General features: G+C 30.9%; 17 protein-coding genes. 5 read left to right on the top strand and 12 right to left on the bottom strand.

Going from position 1 to position 19,974, the window contains the following annotated elements; translation table 11 throughout:
• Positions 1-171: 171 nt before the first annotated feature.
• Entirely contained in the window at positions 172-1,464 is a 1,293-nt protein-coding gene (locus DK441_RS03705; protein WP_109097535.1) for an HlyD family secretion protein, read from the bottom strand.
• Between the two features lie 242 nt (positions 1,465-1,706).
• A complete protein-coding gene (locus DK441_RS03700; protein ID WP_109097534.1) occupies positions 1,707-3,911 on the bottom strand; it encodes a peptidase domain-containing ABC transporter in 2,205 nt (734 codons plus the stop codon).
• Positions 3,912-4,540: 629 nt separating this feature from the next.
• Between DK441_RS03700 and DK441_RS03695 the strand changes: the two genes are divergently transcribed.
• Complete coding sequence (locus tag DK441_RS03695) at positions 4,541-5,125, top strand: hypothetical protein (protein ID WP_109097533.1); 585 nt, start codon at positions 4,541-4,543, stop codon at positions 5,123-5,125.
• 121 nt (positions 5,126-5,246) lie between these two features.
• On the opposite strand, the gene DK441_RS03690 is transcribed toward DK441_RS03695, so the two are convergent.
• The 10 genes from DK441_RS03690 to DK441_RS03640 all read right to left on the bottom strand — a co-directional run bounded on the left by DK441_RS03690 (position 5,247) and on the right by DK441_RS03640 (position 12,383).
• Positions 5,247-5,519, bottom strand: a complete 273-nt coding sequence (locus tag DK441_RS03690) for a hypothetical protein (RefSeq protein ID WP_109097532.1) — start codon at positions 5,517-5,519, stop codon at positions 5,247-5,249.
• Entirely contained in the window at positions 5,509-6,366 is an 858-nt protein-coding gene (locus DK441_RS03685; RefSeq protein WP_109097531.1) for a hypothetical protein, read from the bottom strand. The genes DK441_RS03690 and DK441_RS03685 overlap by 11 nt, the downstream gene beginning before the upstream one ends.
• Positions 6,367-6,388: 22 nt before the next feature.
• Positions 6,389-7,093, bottom strand: coding sequence for an SPASM domain-containing protein (locus DK441_RS03680; protein WP_109097530.1), 705 nt, complete (start codon positions 7,091-7,093; stop codon positions 6,389-6,391).
• Positions 7,094-7,412: 319 nt separating this feature from the next.
• The gene (locus DK441_RS03675; RefSeq protein ID WP_160111947.1) at positions 7,413-8,072 is read right to left on the bottom strand and encodes a hypothetical protein; all 660 of its coding nucleotides are present in this window, start codon (positions 8,070-8,072) and stop codon (positions 7,413-7,415) included.
• Positions 8,073-8,101: 29 nt separating this feature from the next.
• Positions 8,102-8,755 carry a hypothetical protein gene (locus DK441_RS03670; protein ID WP_109097528.1) on the bottom strand — a complete coding sequence of 218 codons (654 nt, stop codon included), beginning with the start codon at positions 8,753-8,755 and terminating at the stop codon, positions 8,102-8,104.
• A gap of 65 nt (positions 8,756-8,820) precedes the next feature.
• Positions 8,821-9,900 carry a hypothetical protein gene (locus DK441_RS03665; RefSeq protein WP_109097527.1) on the bottom strand — a complete coding sequence of 360 codons (1,080 nt, stop codon included), beginning with the start codon at positions 9,898-9,900 and terminating at the stop codon, positions 8,821-8,823.
• A 434-nt stretch (positions 9,901-10,334) separates the two neighbouring features.
• Positions 10,335-10,607 carry a DNA-binding protein gene (locus tag DK441_RS03660; protein ID WP_109097526.1) on the bottom strand — a complete coding sequence of 91 codons (273 nt, stop codon included), beginning with the start codon at positions 10,605-10,607 and terminating at the stop codon, positions 10,335-10,337.
• 345 nt (positions 10,608-10,952) lie between these two features.
• On the bottom strand, positions 10,953-11,432 hold the full coding sequence (locus DK441_RS03650) for a hypothetical protein (RefSeq protein WP_025664081.1): 480 nt from the start codon (positions 11,430-11,432) through the stop codon (positions 10,953-10,955).
• Positions 11,433-11,892: 460 nt separating this feature from the next.
• Positions 11,893-12,117 (bottom strand): hypothetical protein, encoded by a 225-nt coding sequence (locus DK441_RS03645; protein WP_160111946.1) that lies wholly within the window; start codon positions 12,115-12,117, stop codon positions 11,893-11,895.
• Between the two features lie 11 nt (positions 12,118-12,128).
• A complete protein-coding gene (locus tag DK441_RS03640; protein WP_109097523.1) occupies positions 12,129-12,383 on the bottom strand; it encodes a hypothetical protein in 255 nt (84 codons plus the stop codon).
• A 306-nt stretch (positions 12,384-12,689) separates the two neighbouring features.
• Between DK441_RS03640 and DK441_RS03635 the strand changes: the two genes are divergently transcribed.
• The 4 genes from DK441_RS03635 (at position 12,690) to DK441_RS03620 (ending at position 19,971) form a co-directional block, all read left to right on the top strand.
• Positions 12,690-14,396, top strand: coding sequence for an AraC family transcriptional regulator (locus DK441_RS03635; RefSeq protein ID WP_109097522.1), 1,707 nt, complete (start codon positions 12,690-12,692; stop codon positions 14,394-14,396).
• 396 nt (positions 14,397-14,792) lie between these two features.
• Positions 14,793-16,973: a prolyl oligopeptidase family serine peptidase gene (locus DK441_RS03630; protein WP_160111945.1), complete on the top strand. Its 2,181-nt coding sequence runs from the start codon at positions 14,793-14,795 to the stop codon at positions 16,971-16,973.
• Between the two features lie 40 nt (positions 16,974-17,013).
• Positions 17,014-18,156, top strand: a complete 1,143-nt coding sequence (locus tag DK441_RS03625; protein WP_109097520.1) for a DUF664 domain-containing protein — start codon at positions 17,014-17,016, stop codon at positions 18,154-18,156.
• 72 nt (positions 18,157-18,228) lie between these two features.
• Entirely contained in the window at positions 18,229-19,971 is a 1,743-nt protein-coding gene (locus DK441_RS03620) for an erythromycin esterase family protein (RefSeq protein ID WP_109097519.1), read from the top strand.
• Positions 19,972-19,974 lie beyond the last annotated feature (3 nt).

Below are 19,974 nucleotides of genomic sequence, written 5' to 3'. Positions count from 1 at the left end.
TTATAAAATTCTAAACTTATATTGTATCGACCCTTCGACGAAGCTCAGGATGACAAGGCTTTTGCTTGAAAATTTACTTGTCTTCGATAGTTCTGCTGAGCTAGGTCGAAGTACAATTTTCTACCGAAAATCACTCTGACTGACGTAAATTTTCTTAGGTCGAACTCACGTTTACTTATCCATCAATGTTCTAAATTGATAGAAGAAACGCTCGATAAGTCGAAGATCTTCGGTTACAATTTCTACGACACCTCTCATTTCCTGTTTAAAAGGAATTTCTTTGTCATAGGTAGTAATTAGTTTTTCGGGCAATTCAACATCAATAAGATATAACCCATCTTTATCTGGTAACAGAGATATGTGCTTTACTTTACCTTTCAGCGTTCCAAACTCATCATCAGGGAAATTTTCTAACCTAATATTAGCCGTTTGTCCAACCTTTATTTTTCCCGAATTTTGAGAAGGAGCTTTGATTTTTGCCAGGTAAGAAGAGTATTCTGAAGGGACAATAATAAAAACAAGATCTCCCAGGGCTACGGTTTGATTTTCTGTCCAAAAATTAAGAAAAGAAACACGTCCTTCGATATCAGATTTAAGCACGTATTGTAACTCCCAGTCTTTAATACTTTTCTTTAACTGTCCAAAGGATTGTAACACCTTTTTAAACAAGTTAATTTCTTCTTTCCTTTTATTGATTTCTGTACCTTTTGATGTTTTGGTAGCGTTGCTAATACTCTCGTTAATTTGAGATAGCTGCACGTCGTTATTTTCATAATTACGTTTTGTTCGCAGGTAATCGAGCTCTTTGCTTTCGAATTCTTGTGCAGAGATTACTCCTTTTTCAAATAGGTTTTTTTGACGCTGAAGCTCTTTTCGTTTAAACTCTAGTTCGGCTTTACCAAGCCTTTTTTGAGCTTTTAGGCTTTCTAAACGCCTATAGAGTTCTGATAAGGAAGTTTGATTTGCTATGGCTTCATTAGAGAAAGGTTGTAATTCTTTATTCAGGATATATTCAGAATAACTGTTTTCAAATATTGCAAAGCTGGTTTCGATATCTCCCAGAAATAAGACCGGTAACTCATCGATAGGAAATGTAAATGATTTCGTATTTACTTTAATAGTGTCTACAATAGATTTAAGCAAAAAGACATCTTTATAATTAGCACTGCTTTCTAATATTGCCAGAGGAGTGTTTTTGGGTACAATTTGATTGTCTTTAACAAATAGAGACTCAATTTTACCACTGGTTTGGGCATATTCTTTTTGTGGTGGTATTCGAGTAGTGATAATCGCTTCTGCTGGTATTACATCAGGATACTTAACCAGCCAGGAAAGAAATAATAACAACAGTACTAATACCAAAATCAAAAGATTTCCCCATCGTATCATCCAATGCGGAACCCGGGTTAGGATTTCCTGTACTTCTTCACTACGTAATTGTATGTCGTCTAAAGTGTCTGGCATAATGTTTAGCTATGTATTGCGTTTTTTTAATTTAATGTTATTATATTACTACTTGTCGATTTGAAACATCCAATAAAATTTTGTTTAGTAACTATAATTAACATATTTTATCAGGTATGTCACCCTGAGCCTGTCGAAGGGCTTTTTGCTATAATTTGCTTCGACAGGCTCAGCATGACACATTCTAAATCTAAGAATTTTTCATATTCGTTTCACCTAATTTGTAATTATTAATTCAAGTATTATTTCCCTAATTCGAGTTGATTTTTAACCAGGTGATAATAATTTCCTTTCTCTTTGATTAGGGATTCATGATTTCCTACTTCTACAATTTTACCCTTGTCTAACACAACAATCTGATGTGCATTTTTTACCGTACTTAATCGATGTGCTATCACCATTACGGTTTTGTCTTTAAAGAAGGTATCTAGTTTTTCCATGATCACCTTTTCATTATTGGCATCAAGAGCAGAGGTAGCTTCATCAAAGAACAAATATTTAGGGTTTTTATAAACCGACCGAGCTATAAATAGCCTTTGTTTTTGTCCGGTACTTAATCCTACACCTTCCATCCCTATTTTGGTATTGTAAGAAAGCGGGAGTGATTCTATAAATTCTTTGATATTTGCCACATCTACGGCATGCGCCAATTTTTTCTTATCTACATAATCTTCTCCTACCGCAATATTATTAGCAATCGTATCATTAAAAATATATCCTTCCTGCATCACCACACCAAATTGATCTCTCCAGGCTTTTTGGGATACATTATGTAAATCATGAGAACCAATATAAATCTGCCCTTCATCGGGCTCATAGAACTTAAGAAGGAGTTTCATAAGAGTGGTTTTTCCACTACCACTAACTCCAACTACAGCTGTAATTTTATTAGCAGGAATAGAAAGGTTGAGGTCTTCTAAAACTGGTTTGTCGGCCCCTACATATCTAAAACTTAGATTTTTGATTTCAAACCCAGAATTTGCCGAGATTTCTCTAATCTTTTCATCTCCGGGATGTTCTTCATCTTCTTTATTATGAATCTCTCCCAAACGTTCTAAAGAAATTTGTGCATCCTGCAACTCTCTTAAGAAATTAATTAATTGCGTAATAGGTGCATTTAATTGTCCTACTATGGCTGTAATCGCCAGCATCATACCTAATGTGATATCACCATCAATAACCAGTTTTGCAGAGAAAACCGTAATCAGGATATTTTTTAGTTCATTAATAAAAGAAGATCCTACACTTTGGTACTGCTCCAGAGCCAGGCTCTCCATAGATATTCTAAACAGTTTTGCCTGTACAAACTCCCAGTTCCATCGTTTTCTTTTTTCAGCATTATGCAGTTTTATCTCCTGCATACCATTTACCAGTTCGATCACCTTACTTTGCTCCTCACTAATCTGCGAAAAGCGTTTATAATCCAGTTTTTTACGTTTTTTAAAGAAAACAAGTATCCAGGCAAAATAGAACGTGCTTCCTATCGCAAAAATACCAAAAATAGGAACGCTATAATAGATCAGGACGATACTAAATACAATGAGATTTACCATCGAGAATAGTACGTTTAAAGAAGACATGGTTAGTATCTGTTCAATTCGCTTGTGATCATTAATTCTTTGTAAAAGGTCTCCCGTCATTTTTACATCAAAATAGGAGATAGGCAGGTTCATGAGTTTAATAAAGAAATCTGATATCAGCGATATATTGATACGTGTACTTAGATGAAGTAAAATCCAACTTCTTAAAACATCGATTAATGTTCTACCAATAAACAGAGAAAGCATTGCAATCAATACAAGGTATATGAAATTAAGGTCTTGATTTTTGATCCCGACATCGACTATACTTTGTGTTAAAAACGGAGTAATAAGCTGTAGTAAACTTCCTGCCCCCAGACCTAATGCCAGCTGAAAAAGAAAGGCTTTATATTTAAATACATATTTGGATATAAATTTAAATCCAAATTTTTGATCCTCTTCATCCAGATTATCATTATAAAACTTAGGAGTAGGTTCCACTAATAAAGCTACACCTTCTTCTGTATTTTCGTCAGCATTATTACCAATCCACGCTTTTATAAATTCATCTTTTGTATAGGTAATCAACCCATGAGCAGGATCAGAGACATAAATAGTCATATCACCTTTTCGCGAGGTTTTGATTTTATAGACAACCACATAGTGTACCTTGTTCCAGTGTACAATACAGGGTAGGGGTACCTCGTCTAATTTGTTTAGCGATAGTTTTACGCCCAGGGATCTAAAGCCTATTTCCTCTACCGCATCACTAAGCCCCAGAAGAGAACTCCCTTCTCTGGTGGTTTCACTTAATGATCTTAGTTTTTGAGTATTGAGAACTCTTCCATAATGTTTTGCGATAATCTTAATACAAGTAGGTCCACAATCTTTCGACTCTGCTTGTTTATAAAATGGAAATTTAGGCATTAAGCTTTTTTAAATTAAATTGATTTTTTGTGTGTGATAATATCTATCTACAAAGTAAAGTAATTCTTTTCTATAATACTAATACCATATTTTGGGGCGTGACCCTATGGGGTCAGGCTATTCGCTATATCTTTTTTATTATCCCTTAGTACATGTTGCTAAAGCAAAAAAAAGAACAAATGTAAAAAAGGATGCCGCTACTATCCTTCACGCAAATTTGATAACTTGAATTTGACCTTATATACTCCTTTAGAATTAACTGCAAAACCTTAGTACATGACAAAATTGAATGTTATAGAAATGAGTTGGTTTGTCATTCCGTTGAAGAACGGAATCCACTTATTAATAGCACTATATCAAAATGGATTCCAGTCCCGTTCTCTAACAGGATGACAGATTGCTTGGATGACAAAAACCGTGATAGGGGGATTTGCAATCCGTGCTTTATAAAACTTCTTCAGAATAAATTCAAATTATGAATGGTATAAACGCCATTATATAATAAGTTGTTTTTCACGGGATATGGGGTAATCTAAATAATGAGGATTTATTAATTTGGCTACCTAGATAAGAAATATAGCTGTCAAGGTGGTTATATCCAATTGTTGAACTTAATTAAAAGAAAGAAAATGAATAAGTACGTTTTTTTTATCATTATTAGTTTTTCATTTTCCAAAACATATGCCCAAGTATGTCGAGCTAATATTTTTGATTTTAAAATAGAAAGCACTGATTCTTTACTCACCAGAGAATCTGTAAAATTATTTTCAATACCCGACCTCACTTTTTGTAGATGCCCTATTAAGTTTAACTATGTAGAAGAATATAATACAAACACCGATACTTCTTTTTCTGTGGTTAACTGTCATATAATTAACAACGATATGGTTTTTCCGCTAAAGATTGTACATAAAGAGTCTGTAATGATCCTATTAATTAAATTACCTGATAATGGATTGGACAAGGATAAAAATAAAAGTTATAGCTCACCATCTAAATATATACTGGAAAACATTTATTTTAAACCAGGATTTTATTTGACAACATTTGATAACCAGGGGAAAAGAGACAAAATAACCGAATGTAATCTTGAGTTTTTTTATGAAATTCTGAATGAAGACTACGAGTATAAAGATATTAAAATTGAAGATGACGATAAAAACTGGACAATAGTAAATAAGAAATTTACAGGAGGTAGTATGTTTGAAGATTAAAACAGAGTTCAGTAATGTATAAAAAAACAGCCAACGTATACGTGACTGTTTTAATCATTTGTCGCATCCACGGATTTAAGGTGCAAATCCGTCTATCGGGTATATCACCTTTTGATTCTAATTAGTATAAAAAATAGGTTGGACCTTCTGTACCTTTTGTGATATAATGAAATGCCAGAATTTTAGATTTCCTCATTAAAACATAACATTCAATCTTATTATTTACACTAACTATATATATTAGTTTTCCCATCTTGTTGTCAAAATACCTTAAGTTAGGTTGAGAACTTGTATTATAATTTTCTACATAAAAGCTGACATTTTTATTCAGTAAATGTTTATTCTCTATAGTTTCTTTTTCTTTATTAAAGTCTATTTCATCTTTAATTTTCATTTTTTATTACTTTATCGAGTTGTAATGTAGTCTTACTTCCATCAATATTTGTATAAAGTAATTTAATAAAACCATATTCAGTATTAAAAAGTGAAGTTAATTTGGTTTCACCAAGTCTACTTGTTGCTGTGGCATCAATAGTATAACACTCTAATTTACCAAAAGGCGTATTTATCTTCTTTTTACCCGTTATTTCATAAACATACTTATTTTCAATTCCCCCTTCCCATGCTAACCACCTTTTATCACCCCAATTACTACCTATTTTTAATGACCAATTCCATTTATTCCCGACTTCAAAAGGAGTTTGTATGTATGGAAACGGATTTAACTCAAGAATCCTAAAATATTTATCCCTTGGTGGATGCATCCATACGTTTTTTTCATTTTCTATAATACCCGAAATTGAGTTAAAAGCTGATAATTCATCCTTTGTTAAGTAGCTATATTGAGCAACTGTTTGATTATAATCTGGTTCATATTGTATCATAGGTTCAAGCCCTTCTTTTATCTTGATCTTAACTTTTAGAATGGTGTTTTCATCTATTGAGTCAGCAGAAACAAACTTCCAAGAATTCTTCCAGCCGTCTATTGATGAATCTTCTTTAAAATAATATTTGCTATTATTTTTTGTAATATGTTCGTAAGAATATATGAACTCTAATTTTTTTCTGTAAACATTATTGTTATCTGTATATCTGGTATGTTTAACATTTGTAGAGTCAAATACTTCAACAAATACACCTTCTTCCTTTATAAGTTTATAATCCTTATGTTTTTTTTCAAAATCAGACTTACAACTTGTTATCATAATGGTTAAGATGAATAACCTTACTACTATTTTCATGGCTGGTTTTTTTATTTCTTAATTAGTTTTTATAAGGGTCGTATGTACAACTTTCTTCAAAATAATACGTTTTATCATCTCGTTTTAAAGGTATGCGGCCGTCATTACAAACATATCTAAATTCGCAATCCTTACAAACTTCTATTTTATCTTTGGGTATATCCCAATATTCCTGAAACGTTTGATTTGAAATAATGGATAGTAAGGATTTTGTTTCTATGTTACCAAAAACTTTATTGGTAAAAGGTGATTGTTGGATATCTCCATTCGGGTTTATGTACGCTTTTTTATTGTAATAAATATTATAATTTTGAGCTTCTGAATAAGAAAAAATATTAGGTTGAAAATGTTTGAATCTTAATTCATTTACATTTTTAAAAACCGGAAAATCTGATTCTTCTATGTATTCAATAGTATCAGGTTTAAATTCTGATTTTTCATTGATGTTGTTATGCTGATTATTGCTTGAGTAGATTGTCAATTTATCTATCAATGAATTAGTCAAATATTCATCGTTAAACATTAACTCATAATCATTTTGACTCAGAAAAACACTAATTGATCTAAATATCCCTTTATCAACGAATAGCTTTATAGTATCTGAGATTAATTTAGGGTCAATCCCTAAACCAAATCTTAATTGTACATATTTAGATTGGGTTGCTTCAATGTTATTAAGTAGGTTTTCAATTTCTTTGAATTGTTCAAAATCTTTTAACTCTGGCATTAGCAAAATCAAATCGTTACTTAATAAAAACCCAAAATATTCATCGAGAGTTTCTGATTCTTTATTTATATCTATATTTTGAGAGTTAAAGGCTTCATAAATGCAGTTTAAACTTACATTTTCTATATAGTTGTCTTGTCAAAAAAGGAGATTGAACAAAGATATAACGTAATGAAAATTGTTATTTTCATATTATCTATTGATTAGATACAGAATAAATTTGGTTAGTAGTGTATTTGATTATTTTATGTTTAAGCAATATGTCGCAAATCTTTTTAGAGATTATTATTTTCCTCATATATTTATACCTATTTGGAGATCAATTAGGAATAAATGTTTTTGACTTTTTAACCTCTTTGATTTCATGTAATTTCACAAAACCTTCCTTACCTGCTACACCATATATCAATAAATGATCCTTATTAATTTCTTTTATCGGGATTATATGTCTCCTTAACTCCTTATTAGAATAATAAACGATAAAAACTGTATCTTCTATACTTTCTATTTTATAGAGATCACAACGATCTATTCCTATCATTTTTTCTACTTCATCAGAACACATTGATCCTTGAAATTTTATAAATCCATTTTGTTGAGAAAATGATTTCGTAAAATAATGCTCATACTGTTTCTTTATAACTTCTTCAATTGGGATATTTATAATTGTTGGATATAGCTTAACGTAATCAAAATAAAGCTCTTTTGCATTAGGAATAGTTTGATAAGTTCTTAATGTATACTCATTTACTAATTTAAACCTGTACTCTGTATTATTTTGTTTTTCTATTCTTATTTTTTCATTTTTATAATCGACTTGAATAAATTTTTCTGATTCGAATATATCAAAGCTATAAGTAATTAACTTGTCTTTAGTAATATTAATTATAGGGCAATCTGGCGATACATATGTGTCAGGTGGTATTACCATGCTCCATCTTCCTGTAAGTTTCTGGCTATTAACTATATTTATTGTCAACAGCAAAATTATTATTGCCCTTTTTACTTTCATAATTTATTTGCAAAAAAATCGTCTGCTATTATATAGGGTTGTTTTAAATTGAAATCATATGGAGATATATCTTCATTTCCTAGAATTAATACCTTTACATTATTAAACTTATATTTATCTTGTTCTTCAATTTTCATAATTTGAAAATCAATATCATGAATTTGACATATTTGTTCAATACTAGCGCTTAAATTTTCAGGGATTTGGATATGTTTTTTACCATTTTCTTTATAAGCATATTCAGTTGCAAAAAAATGCTCTGTAGCTTGTATCCAATTTCCAGAAACTTTTATATAGGCTTGATATATTTGACCTAAAAAAGTATTTATATCTTTAGGGTATCCAATTAGTTCACAATGTGCAATATTGCTTTTGTAGTTCCACAATAAAGGATGCTCTTCTAACAAACGTAATTTTATATATGGCAAGTAGATATTTTGAAACATATTATGAAAATAATGACATCTATGAGCAGTAAGTGTCCACATTTGCATATCTTCTTGGCCTAAAACTCCCTGGTATTCTATTGTAAAGTCAAATTTCACAGTATTGTAAAGGTCAATTTTTCCTTGAATATTTGTCAAATGGAAATCAGCCTTTTGGTAAAACCTTTTTTCATTTGTTAATTCTATAAAATCGATTATATCCATTTATTAAATTTTCTTAATAAGAGAGAGAATTATTATTCTCTCTCTTCTAATATTACATTATCTTATTAATCGCAATTACCAATTCCAAATGCAGAAGTTTTATAAGTTTCAACAGGTCCTGTGATAACAGTTGGACGCATAGTCACTCTTCCTCCAGGAATATAATCAGGATAACTTTCTATTAGTCTTTCTTCAAAAAATATTCTGGCATTCATTGGATTTGCAGAAGGATCATTTTTAAATCTCTGCCAAGTTTCATCCATAGCAAATCTAAGTGCTCTAGCTGAAGCTTCTGCCAATGCCCCATTTGTATAAACATTTCCAAACCTATCAGCTACAGGGGCATTGAACTGAATAGGATTGGGATATAGTAAGAATACTGGTTGAGAATTTGAATTTGTAAAAGCCAACATCCTTACTCCAGAAACATAGGCATTTTGAAATGGAGATCCAATAGTAGGCCTCGTAAATGTAAAACTTTCACAATCAGGAGGGATAGGTGCATCAAATTCATCTCCATCAGGTCTATCAGGGCCATCACTATCGCCTCCAGAGCCTCCACCAGAGCCGCCTCCAGAACCTCCACCACCATCACACTCATCATATGAATCTAAAATCTCAACATCAACAGACCCATCACTATAGATCAATATTTTTACAATCAGCCAATTGGTACAGTTTCTTGTTTTAGCATGTTCAATGTTTTTTAGATTATCATAGATATATGATATTGAAGCATTTTTCAGTAAATCTATTGGGTTTTCAAAACTAGTTTGATCTTTACTAAAAAAAACTTTTAACCTTTCATTATAACCGCCGTCTTCCCTTTCGTTAAAAACTATATAAGACTTAATAAAAGTGTTTTCAGAATTTTCTTTTAATAATTTTTTTTGATTTACTAATTTACTTGGGTTATCCGAAGTAAGTGGAATATATATGTCATTTCCAACTTCAATATGATTACCCCAATCTGGTTGCCCTACAAAATTAGCGCTTTTATCCATGAGTTTATTATGCTCTTGATCATACCAAGATTTCACCTTTTTACTAAGGTTTTCTTTTGGAATGGGTAATTCGTCATTTTGACAACCAATCATCAAAAAGGCAATCAAAAGAAATAAAACATGTTTTAGTGAATTTTTCATAAAAGATTAATTAAAGTTAATAAATAATTATACGAATAATGACGATGATGTGCTCTAATTTTTGTTCTCTACTAAAAGGGAATGTTCTACACTAATTCATAAAATCTCAGTTTTATAGATCATTCCCTACTCTTTACAGGTTTTTCGGTTTCCGCCATACGTTGTGCAACGTGTTTTTTAGTTTAGTTGATGGTTATTAGTTTTTTGTTGTCCGGTGTCTGATTTCTGAGGTATTATTTCTAACTTCTAGCTTCTGACCTCTGACTTCGGACTTTTCACTTTTACATTTTTTATTTAGTATTGAGATCAACGTTTTACGGTTTTTTACTTTCATATACCAATCCACTTCGACAGGCCTGTCCTGAGTTTACCGAAGGGCTCAGTGTGACATTATTCAGTATTCGATATTTTCTACTTTTATAGATGTCATTTTTCTAGCCCACAAAAGGATCTAGTTTCCTATACTTTTGATGTCTTGGGTAAAAACCAAATGTAAACCCTACCGCTTCTGCATAGACAAAACTCTGTATGGCAATATCATATTCTATAGGGGCATCCAGAGATTTCATAGTATTAATAATACGGTACAATTTGGTTTTAGAGATTCCTAATCGATAGGCAAGATCATCTGGTGATCCTGTGGCTTGTAAGCGAATGAGTTGATCAACTCGTTCTATAAGTTCAATCTGTTTGATAATGATGTTCATAATGTGTTTTCCCTTTACTTTGTTTTTTTGCAATTGTTTAATCCCTCGAGGTCAAAATTTGGTGGTTACTGTAGGATTTTCGACCTCCCGGGTTAAAATTTGAACCCTTCTACTTAAAATTTGTATGCTGCTCATCAATGGTTTGGTCTTTTTGACCTTCTGTTGGACCTTTTTGATGAAAATTTAGACTTTCGAGGGCCAATTTTGAGACCCTGTAGTCTAAATTTGAGCCTCTGTTCTCTAAAATTAGAGGTACGACACCCAATTTTGGGACCCCAATCCCTAAATTTGAGACGCCAGTGTCTAATGGAACGTCTTTTTGACCCATCAGAAGGTCTTTTTTACCTATTCTTCTGTATTGTCTGACTTTGGGATACTTCTGGTACGGTTAAAAAACTGCTTCAGTTCAGCTACTTTTTCGGTAAACCCGGGTTTTCCTGCTCCTTTACTATATTGTGAATACGCATAATCATTAAGTGCATCCTGGTAATTATCATAATCATGTAGGATTTTGGTACTTTCTAATCGATAGGCCAGGCTTTCTAAACGACCCAATAGGTTTTCTGCAAATACACGAGCTTTATAATCTTTTTCAAACTCTTCCCAGTCTACATCGGGAGAACTAAGCGTACTACTGTTTTGGCGATAGTCCCAAACCTTATTTACAAATAGTTTATTGGTCTCATTAATGGCCTTGTAGCTCCCTCGTTCTTTTTCGGTTAGGGCCGCTAGTTTATTGGTAAACATAGCTTCTAGTTGTGCTACTAATTGCCCTGCCTGATCTCTTTCTTCTTGTGTTAATAAATCTTGAATGATGTTTCTCATTGTTTTGTTGTTTGTATTTTGTTGATTGTTTTTTGTTGTCCGAAGTCTGATGTCTGATGCTTGATGTCCGGTATCTTATGTTCAAGGTGTTGACTTCTGACTCCTACATTCCGTCACCCTGAGCCTGTCGAAGGGCTGACTTCCGACTCCCGAGTGTTTTCATTTATCATTTTGCAGTTTTACATTATAGAAAAAGAAGTAGGAGCAATTAAAAATGGGATTTACACAAACTCAACCATGCTTAGCTATATAAATTACTCCTACCTTTTTCTTTTTTATTTCTTAGCTTCCAGCCCCAGTCATCCAACCCCTGACTTCTACATTCCGTCACCCTGAGCCTGTCGAAGGGCCGACACCCGACTCCTTTCACATTTCAATCCACTTCGACAGGCCTGTCCTGAGTTTATCGAAGGGCTCAGTGTGACATTATTCAGTATTCGATATTTTTCACTTTTACACTTCATAATTCGTAATTCGTAATTCGTAATTCTTCCTGTATTCTCTGCTCTATTTTACTCATCATATAGTACATCATAAGTACATCCTGGTCTATTATTTTTAATACAGGGTTAATATGCTCAAGTACCTTACATACGATCTCTTGGGAAGCTTTTGTTCTTGTTATTATTTTACGGTGTACCAAATCTTTTTGTGTAGTACATAGTTGGTTATAATACATAAACATAAGTAGGTGGTTTATGATAAAATTGGGGGGCTACACCAACTATTTTTGGGGTTAAGTAATAGTATGTTACGTGCCTTATAGATGAGTTGTATAGCTTCTTCACTAGATATCCCTTTGGTATAGAGTTTATTAATCCATCGATAAAGTAGCATCTCATATGGGCTATGATTTGCAAGGTTATATATAAAAGTATCCATAGTAAGGTGTAACGTTTTTAAGATATCGGACATAAACCGGTGTTTACTGTTATATGCTGAAGAATCCATGTTGGTTGTTTTTGTTGAGTCAAATATAACGGGGAGAATTACGTTAGTGCAAGAGGAGTATCTAGTCATTCATGAATTACGAATACTGAATTCATGAATAGCGATTATTAAATATTTTTTAATTAACTGATTGTCAGAGTTTAAATATTGTTTCGATTTAATCTAATCAAAAACCGAAAAGTAGTATATTTGATTTTTAATGAATATGGATTGAGGTGCTAAATAAAGTTGAAAAAGAAAATTCTAAATGCATTTTTAATTAATACTACTTTGATATAAAACTAGTACTGAGATACAGGCTTTGTTATGAAAATTATAACTCGAAATATATTATTCATATTTTGTTTCTTTTTTATTGGATTACTTTTTTGTCAAGAAAAAAGTAAATTTAAAATACCCGATTCTTTAAAACATAAAACGTATAAAGAATTACTTGTCTCGCGCTTGAGTTCTACACTTAAAGATTCATTATATAAAGCTATCTATTCAAATAGTATTCTTGCAAAAGCAAAAGAAGAAAACAATATTTTAGAACTAGCTCGTGGATATCGGTTAGTTTCATTTAATTATTTTAATAATTTACCTGTGAGAATTGCTTATTTAGACAGTTCAATCACAGTTAGTGAAAATTTAAACGATAGCAAATATCCAACGGTGTCCTATTCTAACTTAGGTGGATTGTATTATACCCATGGTTATTATACAAAAGCACTGGAGAATTATCTAAAAGCATTAGAATACGCTAAAAGAAATAATCATGAAACGTTTTATTATATTACAAAGCATAATATAGGGCGTTTGAAATCAAAAGTTGGAGAGGACAAAGAAGTTATAAAAATTTTTAAAGAAGTTCTGAAATTTGAAAACTCAATGGATTTTGTTAGTCCGAGAAAAGTTAATACACTATTAGCTTTGGCAAATTCATATAGAAAATTAAAACAAAATGACTCTGCTTCTTACTATAATAAAAAAGCAATTGATGTGTCAATTAATAAGTTTGAAATTAATTATTATTATGGGGTTCTTAATCAAGGGATAAACTTATGTGATCAAAAAAAATATAATGAAGCTTTAGATAGTATTCAAAAAGCTTTACCATTCATAGAAAAGAATAAATATATTGTAGTTCAAGATTTTATAGTCAATGGGTATTTGTGTCAAGGAAAAATATTTAAAGAACTTAACAAACCTATCAAATCATTACATTGTCTTCAGAAACTTGATCGGTATTTGCAGAAAACAAAATTCACATCTATAGAATCTCGAGTGGGTTATGAAATGTTAATTAATCATTTTAAAAAAAAGAAAGAAAAAGATAAACAGTTATTATATATAAAAAAACTCCTTAGCTATGATAGTATTCTATATCAAAATTATAAATCTCTTACAAATGTAATTGTAAAAGAATACGATACACCAATATTGCTAAGAGATCAGAAAGAATTAATAGAAATTCTAACAAAAGATAAGAGAAAAACTCAGTATGGTTTATGGATTGTTATTATTATAGGTATTTTAATATTATGTTTGTTTGTTTATACTTATTCAAGACAACTTGTTTATAAAAAAAGATATAATAATATTCTTCATAATTTATCTGAAAAGAAGAACAAAACTCTTAATGTAAATAATATAAAAATAGAGACGGATATTGGCATTTCTGAAGGTATTCTCAATTCAATAATTGAACAATTAGCTAAATTTGAAGAAAATCATGATTATTTAGTGGCTAACATTACAATAAGTAAATTGGCTAATGATTTTAATACAAATTCTAAGTATATATCTAAAGTGGTAAATCATTATAAAAAGAAAAGTTTTGTTTTATATATTAATGAACTTAGAATTCATTATGTTACCCAAAAGTTACAAAGTGATGGTAAACTAAGGAATTATACACTTCAAGCTATTGCGAGAGAAATAGGTTTTAATAAATCAGAATCGTTTTCTAAATCTTTTTATAAAGTTCATGGTATCTCTCCTTCTTATTATATAAATAAAATAACTAAATAATTGATTTTCAGATTATTGTGTGTCTTGATTCTTGAATCACGATATCTAGTTTAACTTTTTTGATAAAAATATTCTCTTAAATAGAAATTTATTAAGAAGTTTGATTAAGAATAATAAATCAAAAATTATGAAAAATCCAGCAAAAAAAAAATTAACTATTAAGAAGTTGCAAATCACAAAGATTGACAATTTAATAAAAATTAAAGGAGGCTCAAAAACTTGTAACAGTGAAATAGAAGGATGTACTGAGTTGTGTAAATCAGCTAATTGCTAAGTCAGCCTAATTTACTTCCATTGAAAAATATAAGTTTTAAAGTATAATCATAAAAATATCCAATGATGCTAAAAAACATAAAAATATCTAAACTTTTTCTTTATAAAAAAGCTTACAGTTATATGTTACCGTTTATTTTTATTTATGGCTCTTTTTTCTCTTGTGGTAAAGTAAAAAATTATGAATATCCTCAAATAGAAAAAGAATCGATTGTTGTTGATTATCATGGGACTAAGATTACAGATCCATATAGAAATATGGAAAATTTGGAAGACTCAAGTGTTGTTAAATGGCTGCATGATCAAAACAATTTAACAGATAGTATACTGGGGAAAATTAATAATGGAAGAGAGAAATTGATTGCTATACAAAAGGAATACGAAAAAAAAAGAAAAATAAGTATTTCTAGAAAAATTAGTAGAGAAAATGGTAAGTATTTTTTCTTAAAACAAAAACCTGAAGAAAATTATAGCAAACTGTATTACCGTCTAAATTTTAATGCTAAAGATTCTCTATTGTTTGATCCTATTACATACAAAAGTGACTCTGGAAATAAATATAGAATTAATTATATTAGTCCAGATTGGGATGGAAATCAAATTGTGATCAGCTTGTCTAAAAAAGGTGAGGAAATCTCTGAACTGATGCTCATTAACTTATTAACAAAAGAGAAAATTTATAATATAACAGTAAATGCTGCTCCAATGTCTCTTAATGGTATCGATTGGTTACCAGATAATTCGGGGTTTATCTATCAGCACGTCCCTTTATTTAAGAATAATGACCCCTCATATTTTCATAATACAACATCTGTATTATATATCATTAATGATAAAACTCAAAATAAAGGATTAAAAAAAATATTTTCTAAATCTACCCATCCTAATGTATCTATAAAAGCAGAAGATTTTCCGTTAGTATCTTGTTATAATAGAACAGATCCCTACTTATTTGGTGTAGTGTCAGGTGCTAATCCTTATGAAGATACTTACTATTCGAACCTTAAAGATATTACTTCTACAAAAGTAAATTGGAAACTATTGTTTACTAAACAGGAAAAGATAAAAAGGTATCTACATAAAAATGATTCATTAATATATTTGACAGCAAAAGGAGCTTCCAATTTTAAAATTTGCAAGACATCAATTACTAATCCAAATTTTTCAAATCCTATAACAATAGTCCCAGAAAAAAGAGATCAAGTTATTACAGATTTTGAATTTACTAAAGATGGATTATTTTATGTCACTCTAAAGAATGGAGTTGTTGCGAAATTATTTCATTTTGGGGATGGTAAAGAAACTGAAATTGAACTACCCCAAGTTTCTGGAAGAATTGTTATAAACTCAAGTGGATTGCATAGCAAATACTTAAAAGTAATTACTACTGGGTGGGCTAATCCCATAAAAAAATATCTATATACTCATAGTAAAAATAAATTCATCCCTGATGACTTATTACCTAATAATATTGGAGACAATTTTAAAGATATAAAAATAAAAGAAATAGAAGTTGAATCTCATGATGGGGTAATGGTTCCTTTATCTATAATACATAATGCAAATATTGAGATGAATGGGTTAAATCCAACATTAATAAGGGGTTATGGTTCTTATGGGTTATCCATGAAACCAGCTTTTCGCTCATCAATACTTACATGGTTAAAAGAAGGAGGGATTGTAGTATATGCCCATGTAAGAGGAGGAAGTGAAAAAGGAAATGATTGGTATGAAGGTGGCCTTAAAACTACCAAACCTAATACCTGGAAAGATGTTATTGCATGTACAGAATATTTGATTGAAAAAGGGTATACTTCTCCTAGTAAGACAGTTATTATGGGTAGTAGTGCAGGAGGAATTATGATGGGGAGAGCTATAACAGAACGCCCTGATTTATTTAAAGCGGCTATTGGTGATGTTCCTGCTATGAATATGATTCGGTCTGAAATTACAACTAATGGATTAAATAGTGTGAAAGAATTTGGAACCGTTAAAGATTCTATCGAATTTAGAGCACTTTTAGAAATGGATTCTTATCATCAAATTAAAGATAACGTCAATTATCCTGCGGTTCTAATAATTTCTGGATATAAAGATTCCAGAGTTGCAGCTTGGAGTCCGGGAAAATTTATAGCTAGACTTCAAGAAGCTAATATATCCAATAATCCAGTCTTATTTTCTATAGACTTTGAATCTGGACATAGTGTACGAGGTAATAAATTAAAAACGTATCAAAAATTCGCGGATTATTATTCTTTTGCTCTTTGGCAAACCGGTCACCCAGATTATCAGCCTAAAGAATAATCATCAATATTAATTTCTATACACATTTCAACTCATAATAATGTTTTCAAAAACTCTTAAAACCATTGTTGTTGCTCTAATTTTTATATCGAGTACTATAGCAATATCGCAGACTAAAAAAGTATCTCAAAGTTGGACATCTTTTACCCAATCAATTAAAGTTAAAACAAATAAAAAGACCAAGTTTAAACTACAAGCTTCTGTAAGAGTAAATACCGAAGGAAAAGATGGAATGGCTGGCCTATGGATACGGGTTGATAATACTAATGGAGAATCAGGTTTTTTTGATAATATGATGGATAGGCCTATTACATCTAATCAGTGGGATGTTTATACTATAGAAGGAGAAATGGATGAACATGCCAAGACACTTAATTTTGGAGGAATATGTGTATATAATGGTAAATTCTATTTTGATGATTTTGAATTATCTATCCAGAATGAAAAGGGGCAATATGAAAAAATTACTGTAGACAATGCACGATTCGAAAATCAAGTTAAAGATGAAAGAATTCCCGGATGGAGACGTGGTATCGGCAAAAATAAAGAAATTTTTGTTAGAGAATTTAGCGTATATTCTAAAAAAAGAACCAATGATGATTCTTTTAGTCTAATGTTTGAAGGAAAAGGTATTAAAAATGGTGCCATAATAAATACAGAAGAAGGATATACACCACAGGTAGGAACATTAGTTGCTATGCTAAATAATCTAAGTAAACGCGTAGAATCTGCTGTTCAAAACTTAGATGTTAGAGAAACAGATCACTTATTAGACGAAAAAGCGAATAGGATTGGTGCCTTAGTGATGCACTTAGCAGCTGCAGAGGCATATTACCAAGTGTTTACTTTTGAGAACCGGGGATTTAACAAAGAGGAAAAAGAAAAATGGCAATTGGGTCTTGATCTTGGAAAAGAAGCTCGCGAAAAATTTAAAGGAAAACCCATAGAATATTATCTGAATATATATAAAGAAGTACGAAAAAAAACGTTAGAAGAACTAGCTAAACGTAATGATGAATGGTTAGAACAAATACGTCCAGGTTCCTCTATGAATAATCATTTTGCCTGGTTTCATGTTATGGAACATCAATCGAGTCATTTAGGACAAATTTTAATGCTAAAAAAACGAATCCCAGAAGAAGAAAACGATATTAAACTACCAGAGGAAAAAGTAGATAATTGATTCTATATTAGTCACTTTGATTCTTATTAATTTGAAAATCATTTTTTAGTTTTGAAATAATAACATGTCTATATGAAAAGCTTGTTCCTTTTATTGTTACTCTCCTCTCTAGCTGCTTTTGGTCAAAAAAAATTATCGGTTTTTGAGGAAAACAAAACAAAAACCTTAATAGGTAATGAGATTCATACTTATGATATTCCTCTTGATAAAGGTGATTTTTTACAATTACATTTAAAATCAAAAAATGTAAATATTCAAATTGTAGTATTATCACCAAAAAAAGATACTGTAAAAGGCTTTAATGGTACCAATAGAAAAAATAGTCTTGAAATTGTCGAACTACCTATTAAGAAAAATGATATATATACTGTTAAAATTTCTCCTCTTATTTCAAAATGGCTAAAAGATTCTGTTCGACAAAATTTTATAAATAATATAAATGGAAGCTATACAGTCGAGAAATTTAAAATCTTATCTAAAAATGAACACAATAAACTAATCTCTTTTAGAGCAGCCCAAAAGGACAGTGTTATTGGCTGGATAAAGAATACATCAATACCTTTAAAAAGTGTAAAAGCCGAGACAGGTCTTACAGACCTATCTTATTTAAAACCCATTTTAAAAAACGTACAAATTGTAGGACTTGGTGAAACCAGTCATGGGACTAAAGAAATCTTCCAGATGAAACATCGTATGCTGGAGTTTTTGGTCAAAGAAATGGGATTTACAATCTTTGCTATTGAGGCTAGTCATGTGGGGTGTAGACCAATTAATGACTATGTACTTTATGGCAAAGGTAATAGCAGAGATGCTTTATCTGCTCAAGGATTTTGGGTTTGGAATACAGAGGAGGTAATCGATATGATCGAATGGATGAGAGATTATAACATGAAGGTTACAGAGGGTGAAAAAGTTCAATTTATAGGGATTGATACGCAAACCAATGGTTTGGACTCAGCTTATAAAAATGTAAGCGCTTTTATCAAAAAAATGGATAACGTTCAATTACCTAATGTAAAAGTAGATTCTTTATTTCATAATTTAAAAACTATTAAAGACAAAAAAGATATGACTTCACAGCGACAAGAGTTATATGTATTATTGTCATATTTGGTTGTGAACAAGATTAAAGCGTTAGAAATTGCATCTAGGGGTGAATATGAAAATACCATTTCAGATGTAAGAAAAATTATACAAGGAGTAGAAGCTGGGGATCGTAAATTACGGAAGATCACTAGCTATAATATTCGAGATGAATATATGGCACAAACCGTCTTAGAGGTATTACAAAAAAAAGAGCAAGAAGCCAAAATGGTCCTTTGGGCACATAATAGCCATATTAGTAAAAATGTGGATTCCTATGTTAATGGCTATAAAAAACCTCTTGGAAGCGTTTTAAAAAAATATCTAGGAGACCAAAAATATTATGCCATTGGTTTTGCTACAAATCAAGGGAGTTTTCAAGCAAGAAATTACTTACTAAAAGAAAAAAAACATGGAGGGGTTAACTCCTTTAAAATATACCCAGGAAAAGAAGGCAGTTTGGATTGGTATTTTGTTCAGTCTAAGAAAAACATGTTTTTTTTGGATTTCAAACAACCCCCAAAATATAACTCAATACATTCTTTTTTGAATAAAGAACTGATAATGCATACGGCATCTGCCGCTTGGGTTTCTGAATATTCTTATTCTCCGACATTAAAGATAATTCCTGAAAAAGCGTATGATGGTATGATCTTTATCAAAGAAACCTCTAGTGCAGTTCTTACCCCTGGAGGCGAAAAGGAAATTGAGAAGCGATTAAAGAAACAATAAACT

Origin of the sequence: Aquimarina sp. AU58 (genome assembly GCF_900312745.1) — a bacterium.
GTDB lineage: Bacteria > Bacteroidota > Bacteroidia > Flavobacteriales > Flavobacteriaceae > Aquimarina > Aquimarina spinulae.
The sequence above is the reverse complement of the archived record's forward strand: the minus strand, read 5'-3'. Positions and strand labels throughout refer to the sequence as shown.

Coding starts and splice junctions, on each gene's coding strand:
- DK441_RS03640 (WP_109097523.1), bottom strand. CDS start 12,383: ATGGATTCTTCAGCATATAACAGTAAACACCGGTTTATGTCCGATATC.
- DK441_RS03700 (WP_109097534.1), bottom strand. CDS start 3,911: ATGCCTAAATTTCCATTTTATAAACAAGCAGAGTCGAAAGATTGTGGA.
- DK441_RS03685 (WP_109097531.1), bottom strand. CDS start 6,366: ATGAAAATAGTAGTAAGGTTATTCATCTTAACCATTATGATAACAAGT.
- DK441_RS03630 (WP_160111945.1), top strand. CDS start 14,793: ATGTTACCGTTTATTTTTATTTATGGCTCTTTTTTCTCTTGTGGTAAA.
- DK441_RS03635 (WP_109097522.1), top strand. CDS start 12,690: ATGAAAATTATAACTCGAAATATATTATTCATATTTTGTTTCTTTTTT.
- DK441_RS03690 (WP_109097532.1), bottom strand. CDS start 5,519: ATGAAAATTAAAGATGAAATAGACTTTAATAAAGAAAAAGAAACTATA.
- DK441_RS03620 (WP_109097519.1), top strand. CDS start 18,229: ATGAAAAGCTTGTTCCTTTTATTGTTACTCTCCTCTCTAGCTGCTTTT.
- DK441_RS03670 (WP_109097528.1), bottom strand. CDS start 8,755: ATGGATATAATCGATTTTATAGAATTAACAAATGAAAAAAGGTTTTAC.
- DK441_RS03645 (WP_160111946.1), bottom strand. CDS start 12,117: ATGTTTATGTATTATAACCAACTATGTACTACACAAAAAGATTTGGTA.
- DK441_RS03660 (WP_109097526.1), bottom strand. CDS start 10,607: ATGAACATCATTATCAAACAGATTGAACTTATAGAACGAGTTGATCAA.
- DK441_RS03680 (WP_109097530.1), bottom strand. CDS start 7,093: ATGCCAGAGTTAAAAGATTTTGAACAATTCAAAGAAATTGAAAACCTA.
- DK441_RS03625 (WP_109097520.1), top strand. CDS start 17,014: ATGTTTTCAAAAACTCTTAAAACCATTGTTGTTGCTCTAATTTTTATA.
- DK441_RS03650 (WP_025664081.1), bottom strand. CDS start 11,432: ATGAGAAACATCATTCAAGATTTATTAACACAAGAAGAAAGAGATCAG.
- DK441_RS03695 (WP_109097533.1), top strand. CDS start 4,541: ATGAATAAGTACGTTTTTTTTATCATTATTAGTTTTTCATTTTCCAAA.
- DK441_RS03705 (WP_109097535.1), bottom strand. CDS start 1,464: ATGCCAGACACTTTAGACGACATACAATTACGTAGTGAAGAAGTACAG.
- DK441_RS03665 (WP_109097527.1), bottom strand. CDS start 9,900: ATGAAAAATTCACTAAAACATGTTTTATTTCTTTTGATTGCCTTTTTG.